The sequence below is a fragment of the Citrobacter sp. Cpo015 genome, from assembly GCF_030333035.1.
Taxonomy (GTDB): domain Bacteria; phylum Pseudomonadota; class Gammaproteobacteria; order Enterobacterales; family Enterobacteriaceae; genus Citrobacter; species Citrobacter portucalensis.
Genome location: NZ_JAOWGS010000019.1, coordinates 402,877 through 422,746, shown reverse-complemented (window position 1 = coordinate 422,746; position 19,870 = coordinate 402,877). Strand labels below are relative to the sequence as shown.

General features: G+C 52.2%; 20 protein-coding genes. 15 read left to right on the top strand and 5 right to left on the bottom strand.

Annotated features, from left to right (window positions below):
• Positions 1-231 precede the first annotated feature (231 nt).
• The 5 genes from aqpZ (at position 232) to OGY67_RS02025 (ending at position 6,675) form a co-directional block, all read left to right on the top strand.
• Entirely contained in the window at positions 232-927 is a 696-nt protein-coding gene (gene aqpZ, locus OGY67_RS02045; protein ID WP_003840208.1) for an aquaporin Z, read from the top strand.
• Positions 928-1,195: 268 nt separating this feature from the next.
• Positions 1,196-2,095 (top strand): LysO family transporter, encoded by a 900-nt coding sequence (locus OGY67_RS02040; protein WP_016150624.1) that lies wholly within the window; start codon positions 1,196-1,198, stop codon positions 2,093-2,095.
• A gap of 155 nt (positions 2,096-2,250) precedes the next feature.
• Positions 2,251-3,903: a hydroxylamine reductase gene (gene hcp / locus OGY67_RS02035; RefSeq protein ID WP_048234955.1), complete on the top strand. Its 1,653-nt coding sequence runs from the start codon at positions 2,251-2,253 to the stop codon at positions 3,901-3,903.
• Positions 3,904-3,913: 10 nt separating this feature from the next.
• Positions 3,914-4,882, top strand: a complete 969-nt coding sequence (gene hcr, locus OGY67_RS02030; RefSeq protein ID WP_003027256.1) for an NADH oxidoreductase — start codon at positions 3,914-3,916, stop codon at positions 4,880-4,882.
• A 179-nt stretch (positions 4,883-5,061) separates the two neighbouring features.
• The gene (locus OGY67_RS02025; RefSeq protein ID WP_286573265.1) at positions 5,062-6,675 is read left to right on the top strand and encodes an FAD-NAD(P)-binding protein; all 1,614 of its coding nucleotides are present in this window, start codon (positions 5,062-5,064) and stop codon (positions 6,673-6,675) included.
• 74 nt (positions 6,676-6,749) lie between these two features.
• Here the strand turns inward: OGY67_RS02025 and OGY67_RS02020 are convergent, their stop codons facing one another.
• Positions 6,750-7,184: a DoxX family protein gene (locus tag OGY67_RS02020; protein ID WP_003834302.1), complete on the bottom strand. Its 435-nt coding sequence runs from the start codon at positions 7,182-7,184 to the stop codon at positions 6,750-6,752.
• Positions 7,185-7,336: 152 nt separating this feature from the next.
• Between OGY67_RS02020 and poxB the strand changes: the two genes are divergently transcribed.
• The 4 genes from poxB to OGY67_RS02000 all read left to right on the top strand — a co-directional run bounded on the left by poxB (position 7,337) and on the right by OGY67_RS02000 (position 12,764).
• Entirely contained in the window at positions 7,337-9,055 is a 1,719-nt protein-coding gene (poxB, locus tag OGY67_RS02015) for a ubiquinone-dependent pyruvate dehydrogenase (RefSeq protein WP_032943955.1), read from the top strand.
• A 155-nt stretch (positions 9,056-9,210) separates the two neighbouring features.
• Complete coding sequence (gene ltaE / locus OGY67_RS02010) at positions 9,211-10,212, top strand: low-specificity L-threonine aldolase (protein WP_286573263.1); 1,002 nt, start codon at positions 9,211-9,213, stop codon at positions 10,210-10,212.
• A 10-nt stretch (positions 10,213-10,222) separates the two neighbouring features.
• Positions 10,223-11,653 carry an SDR family oxidoreductase gene (locus OGY67_RS02005; RefSeq protein ID WP_079934593.1) on the top strand — a complete coding sequence of 477 codons (1,431 nt, stop codon included), beginning with the start codon at positions 10,223-10,225 and terminating at the stop codon, positions 11,651-11,653.
• Positions 11,654-11,750: 97 nt separating this feature from the next.
• Positions 11,751-12,764 carry a 3-beta-hydroxysteroid dehydrogenase gene (locus OGY67_RS02000; RefSeq protein ID WP_100272139.1) on the top strand — a complete coding sequence of 338 codons (1,014 nt, stop codon included), beginning with the start codon at positions 11,751-11,753 and terminating at the stop codon, positions 12,762-12,764.
• Positions 12,765-12,852: 88 nt separating this feature from the next.
• Here OGY67_RS02000 and OGY67_RS01995 read toward each other — a convergent pair whose 3' ends face one another.
• From OGY67_RS01995 to cspG, 4 genes are all read right to left on the bottom strand, one after another.
• Positions 12,853-13,683, bottom strand: a complete 831-nt coding sequence (locus OGY67_RS01995) for an N-acetylmuramoyl-L-alanine amidase (RefSeq protein WP_286573260.1) — start codon at positions 13,681-13,683, stop codon at positions 12,853-12,855.
• Entirely contained in the window at positions 13,680-14,003 is a 324-nt protein-coding gene (locus OGY67_RS01990) for a heavy metal-binding domain-containing protein (RefSeq protein ID WP_001160725.1), read from the bottom strand. The genes OGY67_RS01995 and OGY67_RS01990 overlap by 4 nt, the downstream gene beginning before the upstream one ends.
• Positions 14,004-14,207: 204 nt before the next feature.
• Positions 14,208-14,396, bottom strand: coding sequence for a cold shock small protein YmcF (ymcF, locus tag OGY67_RS01985; RefSeq protein WP_071692589.1), 189 nt, complete (start codon positions 14,394-14,396; stop codon positions 14,208-14,210).
• Between the two features lie 10 nt (positions 14,397-14,406).
• Positions 14,407-14,619: a cold shock protein CspG gene (gene cspG, locus OGY67_RS01980; RefSeq protein WP_020996661.1), complete on the bottom strand. Its 213-nt coding sequence runs from the start codon at positions 14,617-14,619 to the stop codon at positions 14,407-14,409.
• Between the two features lie 520 nt (positions 14,620-15,139).
• Here cspG and OGY67_RS01975 point away from each other — a divergent pair.
• From OGY67_RS01975 to artJ, 6 genes are all read left to right on the top strand, one after another.
• Positions 15,140-15,655, top strand: coding sequence for a lipoprotein (locus tag OGY67_RS01975; protein ID WP_003834409.1), 516 nt, complete (start codon positions 15,140-15,142; stop codon positions 15,653-15,655).
• A gap of 225 nt (positions 15,656-15,880) precedes the next feature.
• Complete coding sequence (gene artP, locus OGY67_RS01970) at positions 15,881-16,609, top strand: arginine ABC transporter ATP-binding protein ArtP (protein WP_003027295.1); 729 nt, start codon at positions 15,881-15,883, stop codon at positions 16,607-16,609.
• A gap of 16 nt (positions 16,610-16,625) precedes the next feature.
• On the top strand, positions 16,626-17,357 hold the full coding sequence (artI, locus tag OGY67_RS01965; RefSeq protein WP_003027298.1) for an arginine ABC transporter substrate-binding protein ArtI: 732 nt from the start codon (positions 16,626-16,628) through the stop codon (positions 17,355-17,357).
• A 6-nt stretch (positions 17,358-17,363) separates the two neighbouring features.
• Positions 17,364-18,080, top strand: a complete 717-nt coding sequence (artQ, locus tag OGY67_RS01960; RefSeq protein WP_003027301.1) for an arginine ABC transporter permease ArtQ — start codon at positions 17,364-17,366, stop codon at positions 18,078-18,080.
• Positions 18,080-18,748, top strand: coding sequence for an arginine ABC transporter permease ArtM (gene artM / locus OGY67_RS01955; RefSeq protein ID WP_003840185.1), 669 nt, complete (start codon positions 18,080-18,082; stop codon positions 18,746-18,748). Before artQ ends, artM begins: the two co-directional genes overlap by 1 nt.
• 261 nt (positions 18,749-19,009) lie before the next feature.
• Complete coding sequence (gene artJ, locus OGY67_RS01950; RefSeq protein WP_003027308.1) at positions 19,010-19,741, top strand: arginine ABC transporter substrate-binding protein ArtJ; 732 nt, start codon at positions 19,010-19,012, stop codon at positions 19,739-19,741.
• Positions 19,742-19,870: the final 129 nt, after the last annotated feature.

The window sequence follows — 19,870 nt, the reverse complement described above, 5'->3', positions numbered from 1 at the left end:
AATATAATTTCAGAACTTAATCATCGTCCTTTCGCTAATTGAACTATGCTTCATTCACCCAAGATTCAAAAAGGAATCGCAACATATTGCCTTAAATCAAATTTTTTCATCAATTTAACTGGCGAAGGGATGATATTTTTTTCTAAAATACCCGCTCTTTCATCATCGTCCCTTTTAGCGATGAATTACCGGGTAAGGAACACGAACCCGGAACTTTTAATTGAGGTGGTTATGTTCAGGAAATTAGCAGCTGAATTCTTCGGTACGTTTTGGCTCGTTTTTGGTGGGTGCGGTAGTGCAGTGCTGGCAGCCGCATTCCCAGAATTGGGAATTGGATTTGCCGGTGTCGCGCTGGCATTCGGCCTGACAGTATTAACCATGGCATTCGCTGTGGGTCATATTTCAGGTGGGCATTTTAACCCGGCGGTAACCTTCGGTTTATGGGCTGGCGGTCGTTTCCCGGCAAAAGATGTTATTGGTTACGTTATTGCTCAGGTTGTGGGCGGTATTGTTGCAGCTGCGGCACTGTATCTTATTGCCAGCGGTAAAGCAGGTTTTGATGCAACGGCCAGTGGTTTTGCTTCGAACGGCTTTGGTGAACATTCACCAGGCGGTTATTCCATGCTTTCTGCCGTCGTCATTGAAATTATTCTGACCGCAGGTTTCTTATTAGTGATCCACGGCGCGACCGATAAACATGCTCCGGCAGGTTTTGCACCTATCGCAATTGGTCTGGCGTTAACACTGATTCACTTGATCAGTATTCCGGTCACCAACACCTCCGTAAACCCGGCGCGTAGTACCGCAGTAGCCATTTTCCAGGGCGGCTGGGCATTGCAACAATTGTGGTTCTTCTGGGTCATGCCGATTATCGGTGGGGTTCTCGGCGGTCTTATTTACCGCACCCTGCTCGAAAAACGCGATTAATCGCTAACAAAAAGGCCTGGCGAAAGTCAGGTCTTTTTTTTCCTCTCTATATTTCCTTTTATTTGCAACTTTACTCCCCTCTTTGCATTGAGTAGTGTGTATACCCGTTATACTTCAAGTTGCAGATGTGTTGACTGCGCTCGCTCCCCCCAGTCACGTACTTATGTACGCTCCCGGGGATTCACTCCCTTGCCGCCTTCCTGCAACTTGAATTATTTAGGTTATAGTGACGCATTTCGTCTTACTTCTCAGCAAGGATCTGATTTTCATGTTTTCAGGGCTGTTAATCATTCTGGTTCCCCTTATTGTGGGCTACCTTATTCCGCTCCGGCACAGGACTGCATTACAACTTATCAATCGCCTGTTAAGCTGGATCGTCTACCTTATTCTCTTTTTTATGGGTATTAGCCTGGCGTTTCTGGATAATCTCGCCAGCAACCTGTTAGCCATTCTTCATTATTCTGCGGTCAGCGTGACGGTCATTATACTGTGTAATATTGCGGCGCTGTTCTGGCTGGAGCGTTCGTTGCCCTGGAGACACAACCACAAGCAAGAAAAGCTCCCCTCGCGAATTGCAATGGCGCTTGAGTCGCTTCAGCTTTGCGGCGTCGTCGTCATCGGCTTCCTGCTCGGCCTCACTGGGCTTCCCATTCTGCAGCATGCCACCGAAGCCAGCGAATATACGTTAATCTTTTTACTGTTCCTGGTGGGGATTCAACTGCGCAATAGCGGCATGACCTTAAAGCAAATTGTGCTGAACCGTCGGGGGATGATCGTGGCCGTCGTCGTCGTCGCCAGTTCGATGCTGGCGGGGGTTATCAATGCCTTGATCCTCGGTCTACCGCTGAAAACCGCGCTGGCGATGGCATCAGGTTTTGGCTGGTATTCCCTGTCCGGTATTCTGTTAACCGAATCGTTCGGGCCCGTAATTGGTAGTGCCGCCTTCTTTAACGACCTGGCCCGTGAGCTGATCGCCATTATGTTGATTCCAGGAATGGTGGGCCGCAGCCGCTCTACCGCGCTGGGATTATGCGGCGCGACATCAATGGACTTCACCCTGCCCGTTTTACAACGCAGCGGCGGTCTGGAAATGGTCCCAGCAGCCATCGTCCACGGCTTTATTCTGAGTCTGTTAGTGCCTCTGCTGATGGCGTTTTTCTCCGCCTGACGCCGGAACAAATACCTCTCTGGCGGTAGTCAGCTACCGCCAAAATTGCGCTAAATCAATCTCCCTGCAAGTAGTAGTAGAAATCCCTTTTATCCCTTCGCGCACAGGCATAACCTTAAACATGTATATTAAATATAACTTTAAAAGGTGTGACCATGTTTTGTGTGCAATGTGAACAAACCATCCGTACTCCGGCAGGAAACGGCTGCTCTTACGCGCAGGGTATGTGCGGTAAAACGGCTGAGACCTCCGATTTGCAGGATCTGCTGATTGCTTCCCTACAAGGTCTGTCTGCATGGGCTGTTAAAGCACGTGAATACGGCATCATCGACCATGAGGTTGATAACTTTGCGCCGCGTGCGTTCTTCTCCACGCTGACTAACGTTAACTTCGATTCCCCGCGTATTGTTGGCTATGCCCGTGAAGCTATCGCCATGCGCGACGCCCTGAAAGCGCAATGCCTGAACATCGACGCGAACGCAACGGTCACCAACCCGATGGCCGATCTGCAACTGGTCAGCGACGATCTGGGCGACCTGCAACGTCAGGCCGCTGAATTTACCCCGAACAAAGACAAAGCAGCCATTGGCGAGAACATTCTCGGCCTGCGTCTGCTGTGTCTGTACGGCCTGAAAGGTGCGGCAGCTTACATGGAGCACGCGCACGTTCTCGGTCAGTACGACAACGAAATCTACGCTCAGTACCACAAAATCATGGCATGGCTGGGTACCTGGCCTGCCGATATGAACGCTCTGCTGGAGTGTTCAATGGAAATCGGCCAGATGAACTTCAAAGTGATGAGCATTCTGGACGCCGGTGAAACCACCAAATACGGCCACCCGACCCCGACTCAGGTCAACGTAAAAGCAACCGAAGGTAAGTGCATCCTGATCTCCGGTCACGACCTGAAAGATCTGTACAACCTGCTGGAGCAGACCGAAGGTACCGGTGTTAACGTTTATACCCACGGTGAAATGCTGCCGGCGCACGGCTACCCGGAACTGCGTAAGTTCAAGCACCTGATCGGCAACTACGGCAGCGGCTGGCAGAACCAGCAGGTAGAGTTTGCCCGCTTCCCAGGTCCGATCGTCATGACCTCTAACTGCATCATCGACCCAACCGTTGGCGCGTACGACGACCGTATCTGGACCCGTAGCATCGTCGGTTGGCCGGGTGTAAGCCACCTCGAAGGCGACAACTTCGGCCCGGTTATCGCTCAGGCACAGCAGATGGCTGGCTTCCCGTACAGCGAAATCCCGCACCTTATCACCGTAGGTTTCGGTCGTCAGACCCTGCTGGGCGCTGCTGATACCCTGATCGACCTGGTGAGCCGCGAAAAACTGCGTCACATTTTCCTGGTTGGCGGTTGTGACGGTGCACGTGGTGAACGTAACTACTTCACCGACTTCGCCACCAGCGTGCCGGATGACTGCCTGATCCTGACCCTTGCTTGCGGTAAATACCGCTTCAACAAACTGGAGTTCGGCGATATCGAAGGCCTGCCGCGTCTGGTGGATGCTGGTCAGTGTAACGATGCTTACTCTGCCATCATCCTGGCGGTAACCCTGGCTGAGAAACTGGGCTGTGGTGTGAACGATCTGCCGCTGTCTCTGGTGCTCTCCTGGTTCGAACAGAAAGCGATTGTTATTCTGCTGACCCTGCTGTCTCTGGGCGTGAAAAACATCGTCACTGGCCCGACTGCACCTGGTTTCTTCACACCGGATCTGCTGGCAGTTCTCAACGAGAAATTTGGTCTGCGTTCCGTGACCACCGTTGAAGAAGACATGAAGCAACTGCTGAGCGCGTAAGGAGTAAAGAATGACAATGCCAACTCATCAGTGCCCATGGCGGATGCAGGTTCACCACATCCATCAGGAAACGCCGGATGTATGGACAATTTCGTTGCTATGCCACGATTATTATCCTTACCGCGCCGGGCAGTATGCACTGGTCAGCGTACGTAATTCAGCGGATACGCTGCGTGCTTACACCATTTCTTCAACGCCGGGCGTTAGCGAGTACATCACGTTGACCATCCGCCGGATTGACGATGGCGCAGGTTCACAGTGGCTAACCCGCGACGTGAAGCGCGGCGACTATATCTGGCTGTCGGATGCAATGGGTGAGTTCACCTGTGAAGATAAAGCGGAAGACAAGTTCCTGATGCTGGCCGCCGGCTGTGGTGTCACGCCAATCATGTCAATGCGTCGCTGGTTGGCAAAGTACCGCCCACAAGCGGATGTACAGGTAATCTTTAACGTTCGCTCGCCGCAAGATGTCATTTTTGCCGACGAGTGGCGCGAATATCCGGTGACATTAGTTGCTGAAAACAATGCCACAGAAGGTTTTGTTTCCGGCCGACTGACGACTGAACTGCTGAAAAGCGTACCGGATCTGACCTCGCGTACCGTGATGACCTGTGGCCCGGCACCGTATATGGATCTGGTCGAGAAAGAAGTCAAAGCGCTGGGTGTGACGCGCTTCTTTAAAGAGCAGTTCTTCACACCTGTTGCCGAAGCCGCCACCAGTGGCCTGAAGTTTACCAAGCTACAGCCGGCGAAAGAGTTCTACGCGCCAGTGGGCAGTACGCTGCTGGAAGCGCTGGAAAGCAACAAGGTTCCGGTTGTCGCCGCATGCCGTGCAGGTGTTTGCGGCTGCTGCAAAACCAAAGTGGTTGACGGTAACTACACGGTCAGCAGCACCATGACGCTGACCGACGCAGAAATCGCTGAAGGTTATGTGCTGGCTTGTTCCTGTCATCCGCAGGGTGATTTAGTGCTGGCGTAATTGGCCGGTATCTGATGTGCAAAAGGCCGCCTGGCTGTACCGGGTGGCCTTTTTTTATGCTGTCAGGCGTTGCAAAATTCTGATGTTTTCACTCTCCCCGCAAATTATCGACCACACTTACCCTGCGCAGATTAAACATAATCCCCGACTAGCACGTCGAACTTTCTACAAGGATCCCCATGAAAAAAGTGGCTATTGTCGGCGTCGGTCCCACCGGGATTTATACGTTTCATGCCCTGGTTGAGCGCGGTGAACCGCTGGAAATAGAGCTTTACGAGCAAGCTGAAGAGGCGGGCGTTGGCATGCCTTACAATAGCGACAACAACGCAGACCACATGCTGGCAAATATAGCCAGCATTGAGATCCCGCCGATCTATATCAGTTATCTGACGTGGCTTCAGAATCAAAGTGATAACTATCTGGCCCAGTTTCAGATTGAACGCGCGTCTTTGCATGAGCGGCAATTTTTGCCCCGCGTGATCCTCGGCGACTATTATCGCAATCGTTTTTTAGCCATTGTCGAGAAAGCGCAACAAGCCGGTTTCACGATTCGCATACATGAATCAAGCGAAGTCACCGACCTGCGAGCAGACCCGAATGGGGTTTCTTTGTGGATCAACCACGCGTCACAACCCGTTGAGGTGGATTTCGCCGCTATCGCCACTGGTCATCTGTGGCCTGAAACGGATGCTCAGGAACGCAAATTTTTCCCCAGTCCTTGGACCGGTCTGATGGACGCGCAGATTGGTGCTTGCCGGGTAGGGATTCTGGGCACCTCATTAAGTGCTATCGACGCCGCAATGGCTGTGGCCAGTCAGCATGGCACCTTCACTACCAATACCGACCATTCACTGCAATTCACACCTAAATCCGACAGTCAAAACCTGAAGCTGACCCTGATGTCGCGCAGCGGGGTACTGCCTGAAGCGGATTTTTACTGCCCCCTTCCGTATGAATCGCTGAATATCGCGACGCCAGAAGCAATTGAAGATGCCATTGCCTATGGACAAAACGGATTACTGGACCGCATCTTTCAGCTTATGGCGCAACAACTGCAAGACGCAGCGCCAGGCTGGTGCCAACAGGTGGCGCTTGCGACGCTTAACGCCGACACGTTCCCCGAAGTCTATTTCGCCGACAGGCTCAGACATGACCCTTTTGACTGGGCGAGACGTAACCTGGTAGAAGTTGAGCGCAACAAGCAAAAACAACATACCGTCGCCTGGCGCTATACCTTGCTGCGCCTGCACGAGGTTATCGAGGAGATAGTCCCTCATCTTGATACCCGCGACGAAAAACGTTTCAGGTGCGGACTGGCGCGGGTATTTATTGATAACTATGCGGCAATCCCGTCAGAGTCAGTTCGCCGACTGCTGGCGCTGCACGAAGCCGGGCTGATTGAGATCCTCGCGCTTGGCACAGATTATGAGCGTATGAATGAACAGGAAATGACGGTAATTTCCCACCACGGTCAGCGCAGCGAATTTGATGTGTTTATTGACGCCCGAGGACAACGGCCATTGCAGAGCAAAGATATCCCGTTCCCAACGCTACGCGATCAACTGCTGGCCTGTGGCGATGAGATCCCGGATATCGGCGAAGATTACACGCTGCAAGCGCCGGAAAACGCCCGCAATCGCATCGCTTTTGGCGGGCTGCCGTGGTTAATGCACGATCGTCCGTTTATTCAGGGACTGGTGGTCAGCGCTGAAATAGGCGCCGCGATGGCAAGGGCATTGACGCAGCGAGCGCTGAGACGTCGGCACAAACTATGGAACAGTGACGACATATAGATTAGCGACAAATTGAACGACGAGGCGGAGCAATGCTACGCTTTCCCGCCTCGGTATTGACTCTCAGATGGTAACTATCGCCAGGCAGAATTCCCGGCAACGGAGTAACGCCCCGCGCCCAAAAACGCCACGGCCAGCGCGCCGATAAAGAAATAAACCAGACTTTCAATCGCCCATGCACCGGTTTTATCCAGTGTCCAGGTTTCCCCCATCCCGACCATCAGCCATGCCACAACCATCGTAAACGCCAGCCCCAACGCCGCCGGACGCGTCAGGATGCCAAGAATAATCAGGCACGGTGCCACAACCTCTCCCAACAGAACGCCATACGCAATAAAGCCTGGGAAACCTTTCGCTATCAACATACCGCTGATGCCATCAATACCCGCAAAGAGTTTATGCAGCCCATGAAACAGCATCAGCCCACCGACGGCAAAGCGTAACAATAACTTGCCAAAATCTTCGTGAGTCAGTACTCGGTTAACTGAATTTAATAGTTTTATAACCATTTGAATTTATTCCTTGTTTCACCATGTCCAAAACAAACTACGCTTAATACAGGTTAAATGAAACCTGCCGGAAATAAGGGGAAAATGAGAAGCATAACTATTATCTTCATCTAAACTTGTAACCGGTATCACATTAGAGGAGAAGGAAAACCATGAAACAAACGGTTGCCGCTTTTATTGCTAAAACACTCGAACAGGCTGGCGTAAAACGCATTTGGGGTGTAACGGGTGACTCGCTAAATGGTCTGAGTGACAGTCTGAATCGTATGGGAACAATTGACTGGATGCCAACCCGTCATGAAGAGGTTGCAGCCTTCGCCGCGGGCGCTGAAGCGCAGTTGACGGGCGAACTGGCCGTCTGCGCAGGCTCGTGCGGGCCAGGCAACCTGCACCTGATCAACGGGCTATTTGATTGTCACCGTAACCACGTCCCGGTACTGGCAATCGCCGCGCATATTCCCTCCAGTGAAATAGGCAGCGGTTATTTTCAGGAGACCCACCCGCAAGAGTTGTTCCGCGAATGTAGCCACTATTGCGAGCTGGTTTCCAGCCCAGAACAGATCCCACAGGTGCTGGCAATTGCCATGCGTAAGGCGGTGCTCAACCGTGGCGTTTCCGTGGTGGTTTTACCCGGTGACGTGGCGCTAAAACCTGCACCTGAAAGCGCCACCACGCACTGGTATCATGCGCCGCTCCCGGTGGTGACTCCACAAGAAGAAGAGCTGAGAAAACTGGCGCAACTGCTGCGCTACTCCAGCAATATCGCCCTGATGTGCGGTAGTGGCTGCGCCGGTGCGCATAAAGAACTGGTTGAGTTTGCGGCTAAAATCAAAGCGCCGATTGTTCACGCCCTGCGTGGTAAAGAGCATGTTGAGTACGATAACCCCTATGATGTGGGTATGACCGGGCTGATTGGCTTTTCATCCGGCTTCCATACCATGATGAATGCCGACACGTTGATCCTGCTTGGCACCCAGTTCCCCTATCGCCCGTTCTACCCCACCGACGCCAAAATTATTCAGATTGATATCAATCCGGCGAGCATTGGCGCGCACAGTAAAGTTGATATGGCGCTGGTAGGCGATATTAAATCTACGTTACGTGCCCTACTGCCGCTGGTGGAGGAAAAAACCGAGCGTCAGTTCCTGGACAAAGCGCTGGAGCACTATCGCGAGGCGCGCAAAGGGCTGGATGATTTAGCCAAACCCAGCGATAAAGCCATTCACCCGCAGTATCTGGCGCAGCAGATCAGCCACTTTGCCGCTGACGATGCCATCTTTACCTGCGACGTTGGTACGCCAACGGTGTGGGCAGCGCGCTATCTGAAAATGAACGGCAAACGTCGTCTGCTCGGATCGTTTAACCACGGGTCGATGGCGAATGCTATGCCGCAGGCACTCGGTGCACAAGCGACCGAACCAGGACGCCAGGTTGTAGCAATGTGCGGTGACGGCGGCTTTAGCATGCTGATGGGGGACTTTCTGTCGGTTGTCCAGATGAAGCTGCCGGTGAAGATTATTGTCTTCAACAACAGCGTACTGGGATTTGTCGCAATGGAGATGAAAGCGGGCGGTTATCTGACCGACGGCACTGAACTGCACGACACCAACTTCGCGCGGATTGCCGAAGCCTGCGGCATTACAGGCATTCGCGTGGAAAAATCCTCAGAGGTTGATGAAGCGCTACAAAGGGCGATGTCGATTGACGGCCCGGTGCTGGTCGATGTGGTCGTGGCGAAAGAAGAGCTGGCGATCCCGCCGCAGATCAAACTCGAACAGGCTAAAGGTTTTAGCCTGTATATGCTGCGCGCAATCATCAGTGGACGCGGTGATGAAGTGATCGAACTGGCGAAAACGAACTGGCTCAGGTAAAACATCCTTATTAAATCACACACAAAATCATTCATGATGCATCAAGGCGGCTAGCCCGAAAATCCCCAGGAGCATAGGTATACTATGTGACTGGGGTTTAAGGGTGCGGCCAACGCCGAGGCAGCCTGAAGGATGAAGTGTAATAAGGAGACACCATGATTGATTTACGCAGTGATACCGTCACCCGGCCGAGTTGCGCCATGCTGGAAGAGATGATGGCAGCCCCGGTCGGGGATGACGTGTATGGAGACGACCCTACCGTTAACGCCCTCCAGCAATACGCCGCAGAGCTTTCTGGTAAAGAAGCCGCTATTTTCTTACCTACCGGTACTCAGGCTAACCTGGTGGCGCTGCTCAGCCATTGTCAGCGTGGCGAAGAGTACATTGCCGGCCAGGGCGCGCATAACTATCTCTACGAAGCAGGTGGCGCAGCGGTGCTCGGTAGCATTCAACCGCAACCTATCGACGCCGCACCGGATGGCTCCCTGCCTCTGGACAAAGTAGCTGCAAAAATCAAAGTGGACGATATCCATTTTGCCCGCACCCGCTTGCTCAGCCTGGAAAATACCCACAACGGCAAAGTGCTGCCGCGCGAGTATCTGAAAGACGCATGGGAATTCACCCGTGAGCGTAATCTTGCCCTGCACGTCGACGGCGCACGTATTTTTAACGCCATCGTCGCCTACGGCTGTGAACTTAAAGATGTCACGCAATACTGTGATTCGTTCACCATTTGCCTCTCCAAAGGCCTCGGTACCCCCGTTGGTTCACTGCTGGTCGGCAGCCACGAGTACATCAAACGCGCTATTCGCTGGCGCAAAATGACCGGTGGCGGAATGCGTCAGGCCGGTATTCTGGCAGCGGCCGGGCTGTATGCGCTGAAAAATAACGTGGCGCGTTTGCAGGAAGATCATGACAACGCCGCCTGGATGGCGGAGCAGCTGCGCGAAGCAGGGGCGGACGTCATGCGCCACGACACCAATATGCTGTTTGTTCGCGTTGGCGAAGAGCACGCTGCCGCGCTGGGCGAGTATATGAAAGCGCAAGGTGTGCTGATTAACGCCTCCCCGATTGTGCGCCTGGTGATGCACCTGGACGTATCACGTGAACAACTTGCTGAAGTCGTCGCCCACTGGCGCGCTTTTTTAACCCAATAAGGAGATGGGCGTGCCGCAACGGATTTTGGTTCTTGGCGCCAGTGGCTACATTGGTCAGCATTTGGTACAGGCGCTCAGTCAGCAAGGGCATCAGGTGTTGGCTGCGGCACGTCGCATTGAACGGCTGGAAAAGCAGCAACTGGCCAATGTCAGTTGCCACAAGGTCGATTTGAATTGGCCAGATAACCTCACCCCGCTGCTGACGGGTGTTGATACGGTTTATTATCTGGTTCATGGTATGGGCGAAGGCGGTGATTTTATCGCCCACGAACGTCAGGTGGCGATGAACGTGCGCGATGCGCTGCGTAATACGCCAGTTAAACAGCTTATTTTCCTGAGCTCATTGCAGGCTCCCCGGCATGAACAATCCGATCATCTGCGTGCGCGACAGATAACCGCAGACACCCTGCGCGAGTCAGGCGTGCCAATGACGGAATTGCGCGCGGGCATTATCGTGGGGGCTGGTTCCGCTGCTTTTGAAGTCATGCGCGATATGGTTTACAACCTACCGGTTCTCACCCCTCCACGCTGGGTACGCTCGCGTACCACACCTATCGCGCTGGAGAATTTAATGTACTACCTGGTGGCATTGTTGGAAAATCCCACACAGCATCACCGCGTCCTCGAAGCCGCCGGGCCGCAGGTGTTGAGCTATCAGGAACAGTTCGAGCATTTTATGGCGGTCAGCGGTAAACATCGCCTGCTCATCCCCATCCCCTTCCCTACCCGCTGGATTTCGGTCTGGTTTTTGAACGTCATCACGTCAGTGCCGCCAACCACGGCCAAAGCGCTGATCCAGGGCTTAAAACACGACCTGCTGGCCGATGACACCGAATTACGTGCGCTGATCCCACAAAAACTGATTGCCTTTGATGACGCGGTGCGCAGCACGTTGAAGGAAGAAGAGAAGCTGGTCAACTCCAGCGACTGGGGTTACGACGCACAGGCGTTTGCCCGCTGGCGTCCAGAATATGGCTATTTCGCCAAACAAGCTGGCTTTAGCGTTGAAACCTCTGCCAGCACAAAAGCGCTGTGGCAGGTTGTGAATCGACTCGGCGGCAAAGAAGGCTATTTCTTTGGCAATATTCTATGGAAGACGCGCGCGGCGTTGGACCTGCTGGTCGGCCATAAGCTGGCAAAAGGTCGCCCCGAACACCCACTATTGCAAGTTGGCGACACCGTTGATAGCTGGAAAGTCATCATCGTTGAGCCGGAGAAACAGCTGACGCTGCTGTTTGGGATGAAAGCGCCGGGACTGGGTCGCCTGAGCTTCACACTGGAAGATAAAGGCGATCACCGACGCATTGATGTACGCGCGTGGTGGCATCCGCACGGTATGCCTGGCCTCTTCTACTGGCTGTTGATGATCCCCGCCCACCTGTTCATTTTCAGGGGGATGGCGAAGCGTATAGCCAAACTTGCAGAACAAATCACAGACTAATGATAAAAAGAGCCTGTATTCTTTCATGTTTCCCATTGCATACAGGCGTAATTCACGGAAGAATGCGCACGACGTTTTTTAAACACAGTGGATTGATATGAAGGTACTGGTTACCGGAGCCACCAGCGGCTTGGGCCGAAACGCGGTTGAGTTCTTATGCAGCAAAGGCGTCAGCGTCAGAGCCACCGGTCGCAACGAAGCGATGGGCAAGCTGCTGGAGAAAATGGGCGCAGAGTTTGTGCATGCGGATTTGACCGAGCTGGTTTCTTCGCAGGCAAAAGTGATGCTGGCCGGCATTGACACGCTGTGGCACTGCTCCAGTTTCACCTCTCCATGGGGAACTCAGGAAGCTTTTGATCTGGCCAACGTTCGTGCTACCCGCCGTCTGGGCGAGTGGGCCGTAGCCTGGGGCGTACGTAACTTTATTCATATCTCCTCTCCGTCGCTGTATTTTGATTATCACCATCATCGCGATATCAAAGAAGACTTCCGTCCCCATCGCTTCGCCAACGAATTCGCCCGCAGCAAAGCGGCTGGTGAAGAGGTGATTGCGCTGCTCGCCCAGGCCAACCCGCAGACTCGCTTTACTGTCTTGCGCCCACAAAGCTTGTTCGGACCTCACGATAAAGTCTTTATTCCCCGCCTCGCCCATATGATGTACCACTACGGCAGCATCCTGTTGCCGCATGGCGGGAGTGCGCTGGTGGATATGACCTATTACGAGAACGCAGTTCACGCGATGTGGCTGGCGAGTCAGGAAGCCTGCGATAAGCTGCCGTCGGGTCGTGCGTACAATATAACCAACGGTGAACATCGCACCCTGCGCAGTATTGTGCAGAAACTTATCGACGAGCTGAATATTGATTGCCGTATCCGCTCCGTGCCCTACCCGATGCTGGACATGATTGCCCGCAGCATGGAACGCTTAGGCAATAAATCGGCGAAAGAGCCAAAGCTTACGCATTACGGTGTTTCGAAGCTGAATTTTGACTTTACGCTGGATACCAGCCGCGCCCAGGACGAGTTAGGTTATCAGCCCGTTGTGACGCTGGATGAAGGGATTGAGCGTACCGCGGCCTGGCTGCGCGACCACGGTAAGCTGCCGCGTTAGGCTGATAGCCATTGCAGGGTGGCGGAAAAACCTGCCAAATTAACCGTAGGCCTGATAAGCGAAGCGCCATCAGGCATTGGTGTCTGCGTTAACCCTGCCCGTATTTCTCCAGTAACGCTTCGGCAATCGCCTGCGTTTCCGCGTCCGCCACGCCATTCCACAACGTCGAGCGGAAGTGCATCTGGAACGCCATAATCACCCGCTGCTGTTCACACGGCGTCATCTCGGGTTTTACCTCATAGCCATAGCGTGACAGCAGATCGAGCAATGACGCGGTTTCTACCGGCGTATGGGGCGCTCGTCCGGCGAGATAAAATGCCACACGCTGAGCATCCGGCCATGCGCCAATGCCCTGAGCGGCCAGTGCTTGCCACGGAAACAGCGGACCGGGATCGTCCTTACGCTGCGGCGCAATGTCTGCATGAGCCACCACGTTTTGCGGTTTTATGTCGTAGCGGGCGATAATATCTTTCGCCAATGGGATTAACGCCTGAATCTGCGCGGGCTCAAACGGCGCAAAATACTTGCTGCCCGCTGATTTTTGCCAGCCGCGGTTTTCCAGCTCAATGCCAATTGAGGTATCGTTAATACGCGTAGCGCCGCGCCAGAAGCTAATCCCCGCATGCCAGGCCAGATCTTTTTCCGGCACCAGTTGCCAGATACGCGGTTTACCATGGTAAAGCGGCGGCACTGCGGGGATCAAATAGTGTGAACTGACGTTTTTATCGGTCAGCGTAGCCAGGGAAGAGTCAAAATCATCGGCCGTGTAATGGATAACCAGTACTTTAATGCGCGGATAAGCAGCCTGGGCCTGACGGCGGGTATATAACTGATACCCGTCTTTGTCGACAATCCCTTTTTCGCCAGCACATCCCACCAGCAACAGCGTAAATGCCAGCAGACACAACAGACGTTTCATCGGCGAGTTTTCACCGCGGTACCGCTGACGCTCACCATCAGCATGCTACCGTCTTTGCCTACGGTTTCGTAATCGATATCGATACCGACCACCGCATCAGCACCCAGCGCTTTCGCCTGTTCGCCCAGCTCCTGAAAAGCAATTTCACGCGCTTTACGCAGCTCTTTTTCATACGCGCCGGAGCGACCGCCAACAATATCGCGAATACCGGCAAAAAAATCGCGGAAGATATTCGCGCCTAAAATGGCTTCACCGGTAACAACACCGCAGTACTCCACGATGCTCTGTCCTTCCAGCGTAGGGGTTGTCGAAAACTGCATGGTTAATCTCCTTTTTGCGCTAAGAGTACGACCTCAAAAGCATTATCAAACCAATACACTATGACACTCAAAGGAAAGCCCGCCAAATAAAACTGCTATCCTTGTTGATGTGTAGCGGTTTCAGGTGGTGCGTTTTTTATTTTTATTTGACTGGCATGCCGCCAAAAATAAAAAAGCCCCCAGATGCTTGGGGACCTGAAGTTATTATTTTCTAAAATCTAATGGCGCCTGGCCGGACTGAATGTACATTGCTACGTTATCAAATGTAATCATTTTTGATTTACAAAAAATACATTTTGCCCCGAACGGATTTCCCTCAGTAACATCAAAGGTTGATGTTCTGTATTGGGAACCATGGCAACATGGACAGCGAAAGTGAATATGATTAGTAATAATAGTTACCTCAAAGCGCCACAACATTAATTGCGGATGGACCTTTAGGTCCCTGCTCCACACCGAATTCGACTTTCTGGTTTTCATTCAGCGTCTTAAACTCATTACTTTGAATCGCTGAGAAATGGACAAAGACATCTTTGCTGCCATCTGCAGGCGTAATGAAGCCAAAACCTTTTTCAGGATTGAACCATTTAACTAAACCAGTCATTTTAGTAGACATATATTTATTCCTTAATTTGAGCCTTTCGGCAAGCTTGGTTTTTATGACAGAAACTTCGTAGTGCTTAATGAAGAGACTCAAAGAGGGGATAAACGGATTACACCTGAAAATGAGAACTGCTTGAGTAAACTACTTTGTATATCGTCTGTTATTCAAACCGACCGGATCATTAACGCACGGGCACCGAGATTAAGCAACTCTTATTTTAGCCATCCGTAGTCCCTTATAGCCAACAGCACGGCATGAATTTTGTTTAGCCAGGCGTAAAGCGCGGCAAATGGAACATGCAAATGCTCATATGGTCTATACAGTATAAGAAGCATGAATGGCCGCCAACGCCCCGTTGCAGGTTGATATACTAAAGCTGAAGCTGGCAACGAGCGCCACCAACATACTTCAGGTGGGGTGTCCGCGAATTTGCTTTAGCAAAAACAATGTGTTAATCGATCATACAATCTTTAGTGAGACCGAATTGTTCATCGTAGAACACAATTAGTAGGAAGCTTATAAGGAAATCATTATGCGCTATTCGAAACTCTCTCTGCTGGTTCCATGTGCACTACTTCTCAGCGCCTGTACGACCGTGACGCCGGTCTACAAAGATAACGGCACGCGTAGTGGTTCATGCATAGAAGGTGGGCCAGACAGCGTGGCTCAACAATTCTATGATTACCGTATTCAGCATCGAAACAATGATATTACCGCCCTTCGTCCGTACCTGAGCGACAATCTGGCTAAACTGCTGACCGATGCCAGCCGTGATAATGCACACCGCGATCTGTTTAACAGCGATCCGTTCTCCAGTCGCGCTACGTTACCAGACAGCGCCAGTGTCGCCAGCGCATCGACTATTCCGAATAGTGATGCACGCAACATTCCACTGCGCGTAGAGCTGAAACAGGGTGACCAAAGCTGGCGTGATGAAGTGCTGATGATCCGTGAAGGTCAGTGCTGGGTCGTTGATGATGTACGCTATCTGGGCGGCAGCGTACACGCGCCAGCCGGGACGCTGCGCCAGTCTGTCGAAAACCGCTAACCGCCCCATTCACCCGCTTAAATCATAACCCCCATAAATTGTCTGGCATTCTGCATAGAATGCCGACATTTATTCTTGCCCACTGGTGGCCCCGCTATTTTGTGCTATGTTTAGAGAAGAATGCGGTTTGCATTTAACTTTTAACGCATAAATATTGCATAACTATTCTGTCAAAGGTAGTATCTGCGGCTTCAATAGCTATCAGACTGCCAGTATCGAGTGTCAATGAGTATTCAATTAAACGGCATTAACTGCTTCTACGGCGCACATCAGGCGCTGTTCGATATCACGCTGGATTGCCCTCAGGGTGAAACACTGGTGTTACTTGGCCCAAGTGGAGCCGGGAAAAGCTCGCTGCTGCGCGTACTCAACCTGCTTGAGATGCCGCGCTCGGGCACGCTCTCTATTGCAGGCAACCGTTTCGACTTCACGAAGACCCCGTCAGATAAAGCCATTCGGGATCTGCGTCAGAACGTGGGCATGGTCTTTCAGCAATATAATCTCTGGCCGCATCTCACGGTTGTGCAGAACCTGATTGAAGCGCCCTGCCGCGTACTGGGTCTGACAAAAGAGCAAGCGATGGCGCGTGCCGAGAAACTGCTGGAACGTCTGCGCCTCAAGCCTTACAGCGATCGTTACCCATTACATCTTTCCGGTGGCCAGCAACAGCGTGTGGCCATTGCCCGCGCGTTGATGATGGAGCCGCAGGTGCTGCTGTTTGATGAACCGACCGCCGCGCTTGACCCGGAAATTACCGCCCAAATCGTCAGCATCATTCGCGAACTGGCGGAAACCAACATTACTCAGGTGATCGTCACCCACGAAGTGGAAGTTGCACGTAAAACGGCCAGCCGTGTGGTGTATATGGAAAACGGTCATATCGTCGAGTTTGGGGATGCGAGCTGCTTTGCCAACCCGCAAACCGAAGCGTTTAAAAACTATCTTTCTCACTAAGATTCGGGACAATACAATGAAAAAAGTTCTGATTGCCGCGCTAATCGCAGGTTTTAGTCTTTCCGCTACCGCAGCCCAAACCATTCGTTTCGCCACCGAAGCGTCTTATCCTCCGTTTGAATCTATCGATGCGAATAACAAGATCGTAGGTTTTGACGTTGATCTGGCAAACGCGCTGTGTAAAGAGATTGACGCTACTTGTACCTTCACCAATCAGGCCTTCGACAGCCTGATTCCGAGCCTGAAGTTCCGTCGTTTTGACGCGGTAATGGCCGGTATGGACATCACACCTGAGCGTGAAAAACAGGTGCTGTTCACCACCCCGTATTACGACAACTCTGCGCTGTTTGTGGGCCAGCAGGGTAAATACACCAGCATTGACCAGCTGAAAGGTAAAAAAGTCGGCGTTCAAAACGGTACTACGCACCAGAAATTCATCATGGATAAACATCCGGAAGTGACCACTGTGCCGTATGACAGCTACCAGAATGCCAAACTCGATCTGCAAAACGGTCGTATTGACGGCGTCTTTGGTGATACCGCAGTAGTAACCGAGTGGCTGAAAGACAATCCTAAGCTTGCCGCGGTTGGTGACAAAGTGACGGATAAAGATTACTTCGGTACAGGTCTGGGCATCGCGGTACGCCAGGGCAATACCGAGCTGCAGCAGAAATTTAACGCTGCGCTGGAAAAAGTGAAGAAAGATGGGACTTACGAGACCATCTACAACAAATGGTTCCAGAAGTAATATTTGATGAATGAATTTTTTCCTTTAGCAAGCGCCGCCGGGATGACCGTCGGCCTTGCCGTTTGTGCGCTGATCATTGGCCTTGCGCTCGCCATGTTTTTTGCCGTCTGGGAGTCAGTAAAATGGCGCCCGGTGGCATGGGCGGGCTCGGCCCTGGTCACCATCCTGCGCGGTCTGCCAGAAATTCTGGTGGTTCTGTTTATCTATTTCGGCTCCTCACAGCTGCTGCTGACGCTGGCCGATGGCTTTACGATCAATCTCGGGTTTGTACAAATCCCGGTTCAGATGCAGATCGAAAACTTCGATGTCAGCCCGTTCCTGTGCGGTGTCATTGCACTGTCATTACTGTACGCCGCTTACGCGTCGCAAACGCTGCGTGGCGCGCTGAAGGCCGTGCCACTCGGACAATGGGAATCAGGTCAGGCGTTGGGTTTGTCTAAAGCCGCGATCTTCTTTCGTCTGGTGATGCCGCAGATGTGGCGTCATGCCTTACCGGGACTGGGTAACCAGTGGCTGGTATTGCTGAAAGATACCGCGCTGGTCAGCCTTATCAGCGTGAACGATCTGATGCTGCAAACGAAGAGTATTGCCACCCGCACCCAGGAGCCATTTACCTGGTACATTGTGGCGGCCGCTATTTATCTGGTGATTACGCTGGTGAGTCAGTACATTCTCAAACGCATTGACCTGCGCGCGACACGTTTTGAGCGGAGACCAGGCTGATGCTTGAGTATTTACCTGAATTGTTGAAAGGGCTGCATACCAGCCTGACGCTGACGGTCGCCTCCATCGTGGTTGCTCTGGTGCTGGCGCTGATCTTCACCGTCATCCTGACGCTGAAAACGCCGGTGCTGGTGTGGCTGGTTCGCGCGTATATCACGCTGTTTACCGGTACACCGCTGCTGGTGCAAATCTTCCTGATCTACTACGGACCAGGACAGTTTCCGGCATTGCAAGAATATCCGGTACTGTGGCATCTGCTCTCTGAACCCTGGTTATGCGCCTTAATTGCGCTGTCGTTAAACAGTGCGGCCTACACTACGCAACTGTTCTACGGCGCTATCCGTGCAATCCCGGAAGGCCAGTGGCAGTCCTGCGGAGCGTTAGGGATGAGCAAAAAGGATACGCTGGCGATTCTGTTGCCGTACGCCTTTAAACGCGCCCTCTCCTCGTATTCCAACGAAGTGGTGCTGGTATTTAAAAGTACCTCACTGGCTTACACTATCACGCTGATGGAAGTCATGGGCTATAGCCAGCTGCTGTACGGTCGTACTTATGACGTTATGGTCTTCGGTGCGGCAGGTGTGATTTATCTGATCGTCAACGGTTTGCTGACGCTGATGATGCGCTTAATCGAACGTAAAGCGCTGGCGTTTGAACACCGGAATTAAGCATATGCCTGACGGCGCTACGCTTATCAGGCCTACGGTTCATGCACCTTTTGTAGGCCGGATAAGGTGCTAGCACCGCCATCCGGCAAATATGCATAAAGCAAAATAATAAAGACGGACAACAACCTAAATTGTCCGTCTTTTTTTATACCATAAAAAATATTTAATCATTTTTATTGCATACAAATTCATAAAATGGCATTGTTACCCCACGCCGCAGACACGGTAATAATCATAAGATTGACAGACGGGAGTTCCACCATGAAAAAGTTAGTACTGGCCGCATTACTTGCTACTTTCGCCGCTGGCGCCTCAGCTGCTGATAAAATTAGTTTCGGTGTATCAGCCACGTATCCGCCATTTGAATCACTGGACGCGAGCAATAAAATTGTCGGTTTTGACATCGACCTGGCAACGGCGCTGTGCAAACAGATGCAGGCAGAATGTACTTTCACCAATCACGCTTTCGACAGCCTGATCCCCGCGCTGAAATTCAAGAAATATGATGCGGTAATTTCCGGAATGGATATCACACCTGAGCGTAGCAAGCAGGTTGCATTTACTCAGCCTTACTATGCCAACTCCGCGCTGGTGATTGCCAAAAAAGATACCTATAAAACCTTTGCCGATCTGAAAGGAAAACGCATCGGTATGGAAAACGGCACCACGCACCAGAAATACCTGCAGGACAAACATCCTGAAGTGAAAACCGTGGCCTACGATAGCTATCAGAATGCGATTATCGACCTGAAAAATGGCCGTATTGATGGCGTATTTGGCGATACCGCTGTGGTTAACGAATGGCTGAAAACCAACCCGCAGTTAGGCGTTGCCACTGACAAAGTAACCGATCCGCAATACTTCGGTACTGGCCTTGGCATCGCGGTTCGCCCGGATAACAAAGCCCTGCTGGAAAAACTGAACAGCGCGCTGGCGGCAATCAAAGCTGACGGCACGTACCAGAAAATCAGCGATCAGTGGTTCCCGCAGTAACGTCTGCCCAATCTGAAAAGCCGCGCTCTGCGGCTTTTTTTATCTCTTCGCCTGCGCTTTCAGTCAGTTCTTACGCCATAAACGCTTTCCTGGCATACACTTGTTAAAACGAAAAAAAGTGAGGCAAAC

Coding starts and splice junctions, on each gene's coding strand:
- hcr (WP_003027256.1), top strand. CDS start 3,914: ATGACAATGCCAACTCATCAGTGCCCATGGCGGATGCAGGTTCACCAC.
- poxB (WP_032943955.1), top strand. CDS start 7,337: ATGAAACAAACGGTTGCCGCTTTTATTGCTAAAACACTCGAACAGGCT.
- artQ (WP_003027301.1), top strand. CDS start 17,364: ATGAATGAATTTTTTCCTTTAGCAAGCGCCGCCGGGATGACCGTCGGC.
- artM (WP_003840185.1), top strand. CDS start 18,080: ATGCTTGAGTATTTACCTGAATTGTTGAAAGGGCTGCATACCAGCCTG.
- ltaE (WP_286573263.1), top strand. CDS start 9,211: ATGATTGATTTACGCAGTGATACCGTCACCCGGCCGAGTTGCGCCATG.
- cspG (WP_020996661.1), bottom strand. CDS start 14,619: ATGTCTACTAAAATGACTGGTTTAGTTAAATGGTTCAATCCTGAAAAA.
- OGY67_RS02025 (WP_286573265.1), top strand. CDS start 5,062: ATGAAAAAAGTGGCTATTGTCGGCGTCGGTCCCACCGGGATTTATACG.
- artI (WP_003027298.1), top strand. CDS start 16,626: ATGAAAAAAGTTCTGATTGCCGCGCTAATCGCAGGTTTTAGTCTTTCC.
- OGY67_RS02040 (WP_016150624.1), top strand. CDS start 1,196: ATGTTTTCAGGGCTGTTAATCATTCTGGTTCCCCTTATTGTGGGCTAC.
- artJ (WP_003027308.1), top strand. CDS start 19,010: ATGAAAAAGTTAGTACTGGCCGCATTACTTGCTACTTTCGCCGCTGGC.
- OGY67_RS01990 (WP_001160725.1), bottom strand. CDS start 14,003: ATGCAGTTTTCGACAACCCCTACGCTGGAAGGACAGAGCATCGTGGAG.
- OGY67_RS01995 (WP_286573260.1), bottom strand. CDS start 13,683: ATGAAACGTCTGTTGTGTCTGCTGGCATTTACGCTGTTGCTGGTGGGA.
- hcp (WP_048234955.1), top strand. CDS start 2,251: ATGTTTTGTGTGCAATGTGAACAAACCATCCGTACTCCGGCAGGAAAC.
- OGY67_RS02020 (WP_003834302.1), bottom strand. CDS start 7,184: ATGGTTATAAAACTATTAAATTCAGTTAACCGAGTACTGACTCACGAA.
- OGY67_RS01975 (WP_003834409.1), top strand. CDS start 15,140: ATGCGCTATTCGAAACTCTCTCTGCTGGTTCCATGTGCACTACTTCTC.
- OGY67_RS02000 (WP_100272139.1), top strand. CDS start 11,751: ATGAAGGTACTGGTTACCGGAGCCACCAGCGGCTTGGGCCGAAACGCG.
- aqpZ (WP_003840208.1), top strand. CDS start 232: ATGTTCAGGAAATTAGCAGCTGAATTCTTCGGTACGTTTTGGCTCGTT.
- artP (WP_003027295.1), top strand. CDS start 15,881: ATGAGTATTCAATTAAACGGCATTAACTGCTTCTACGGCGCACATCAG.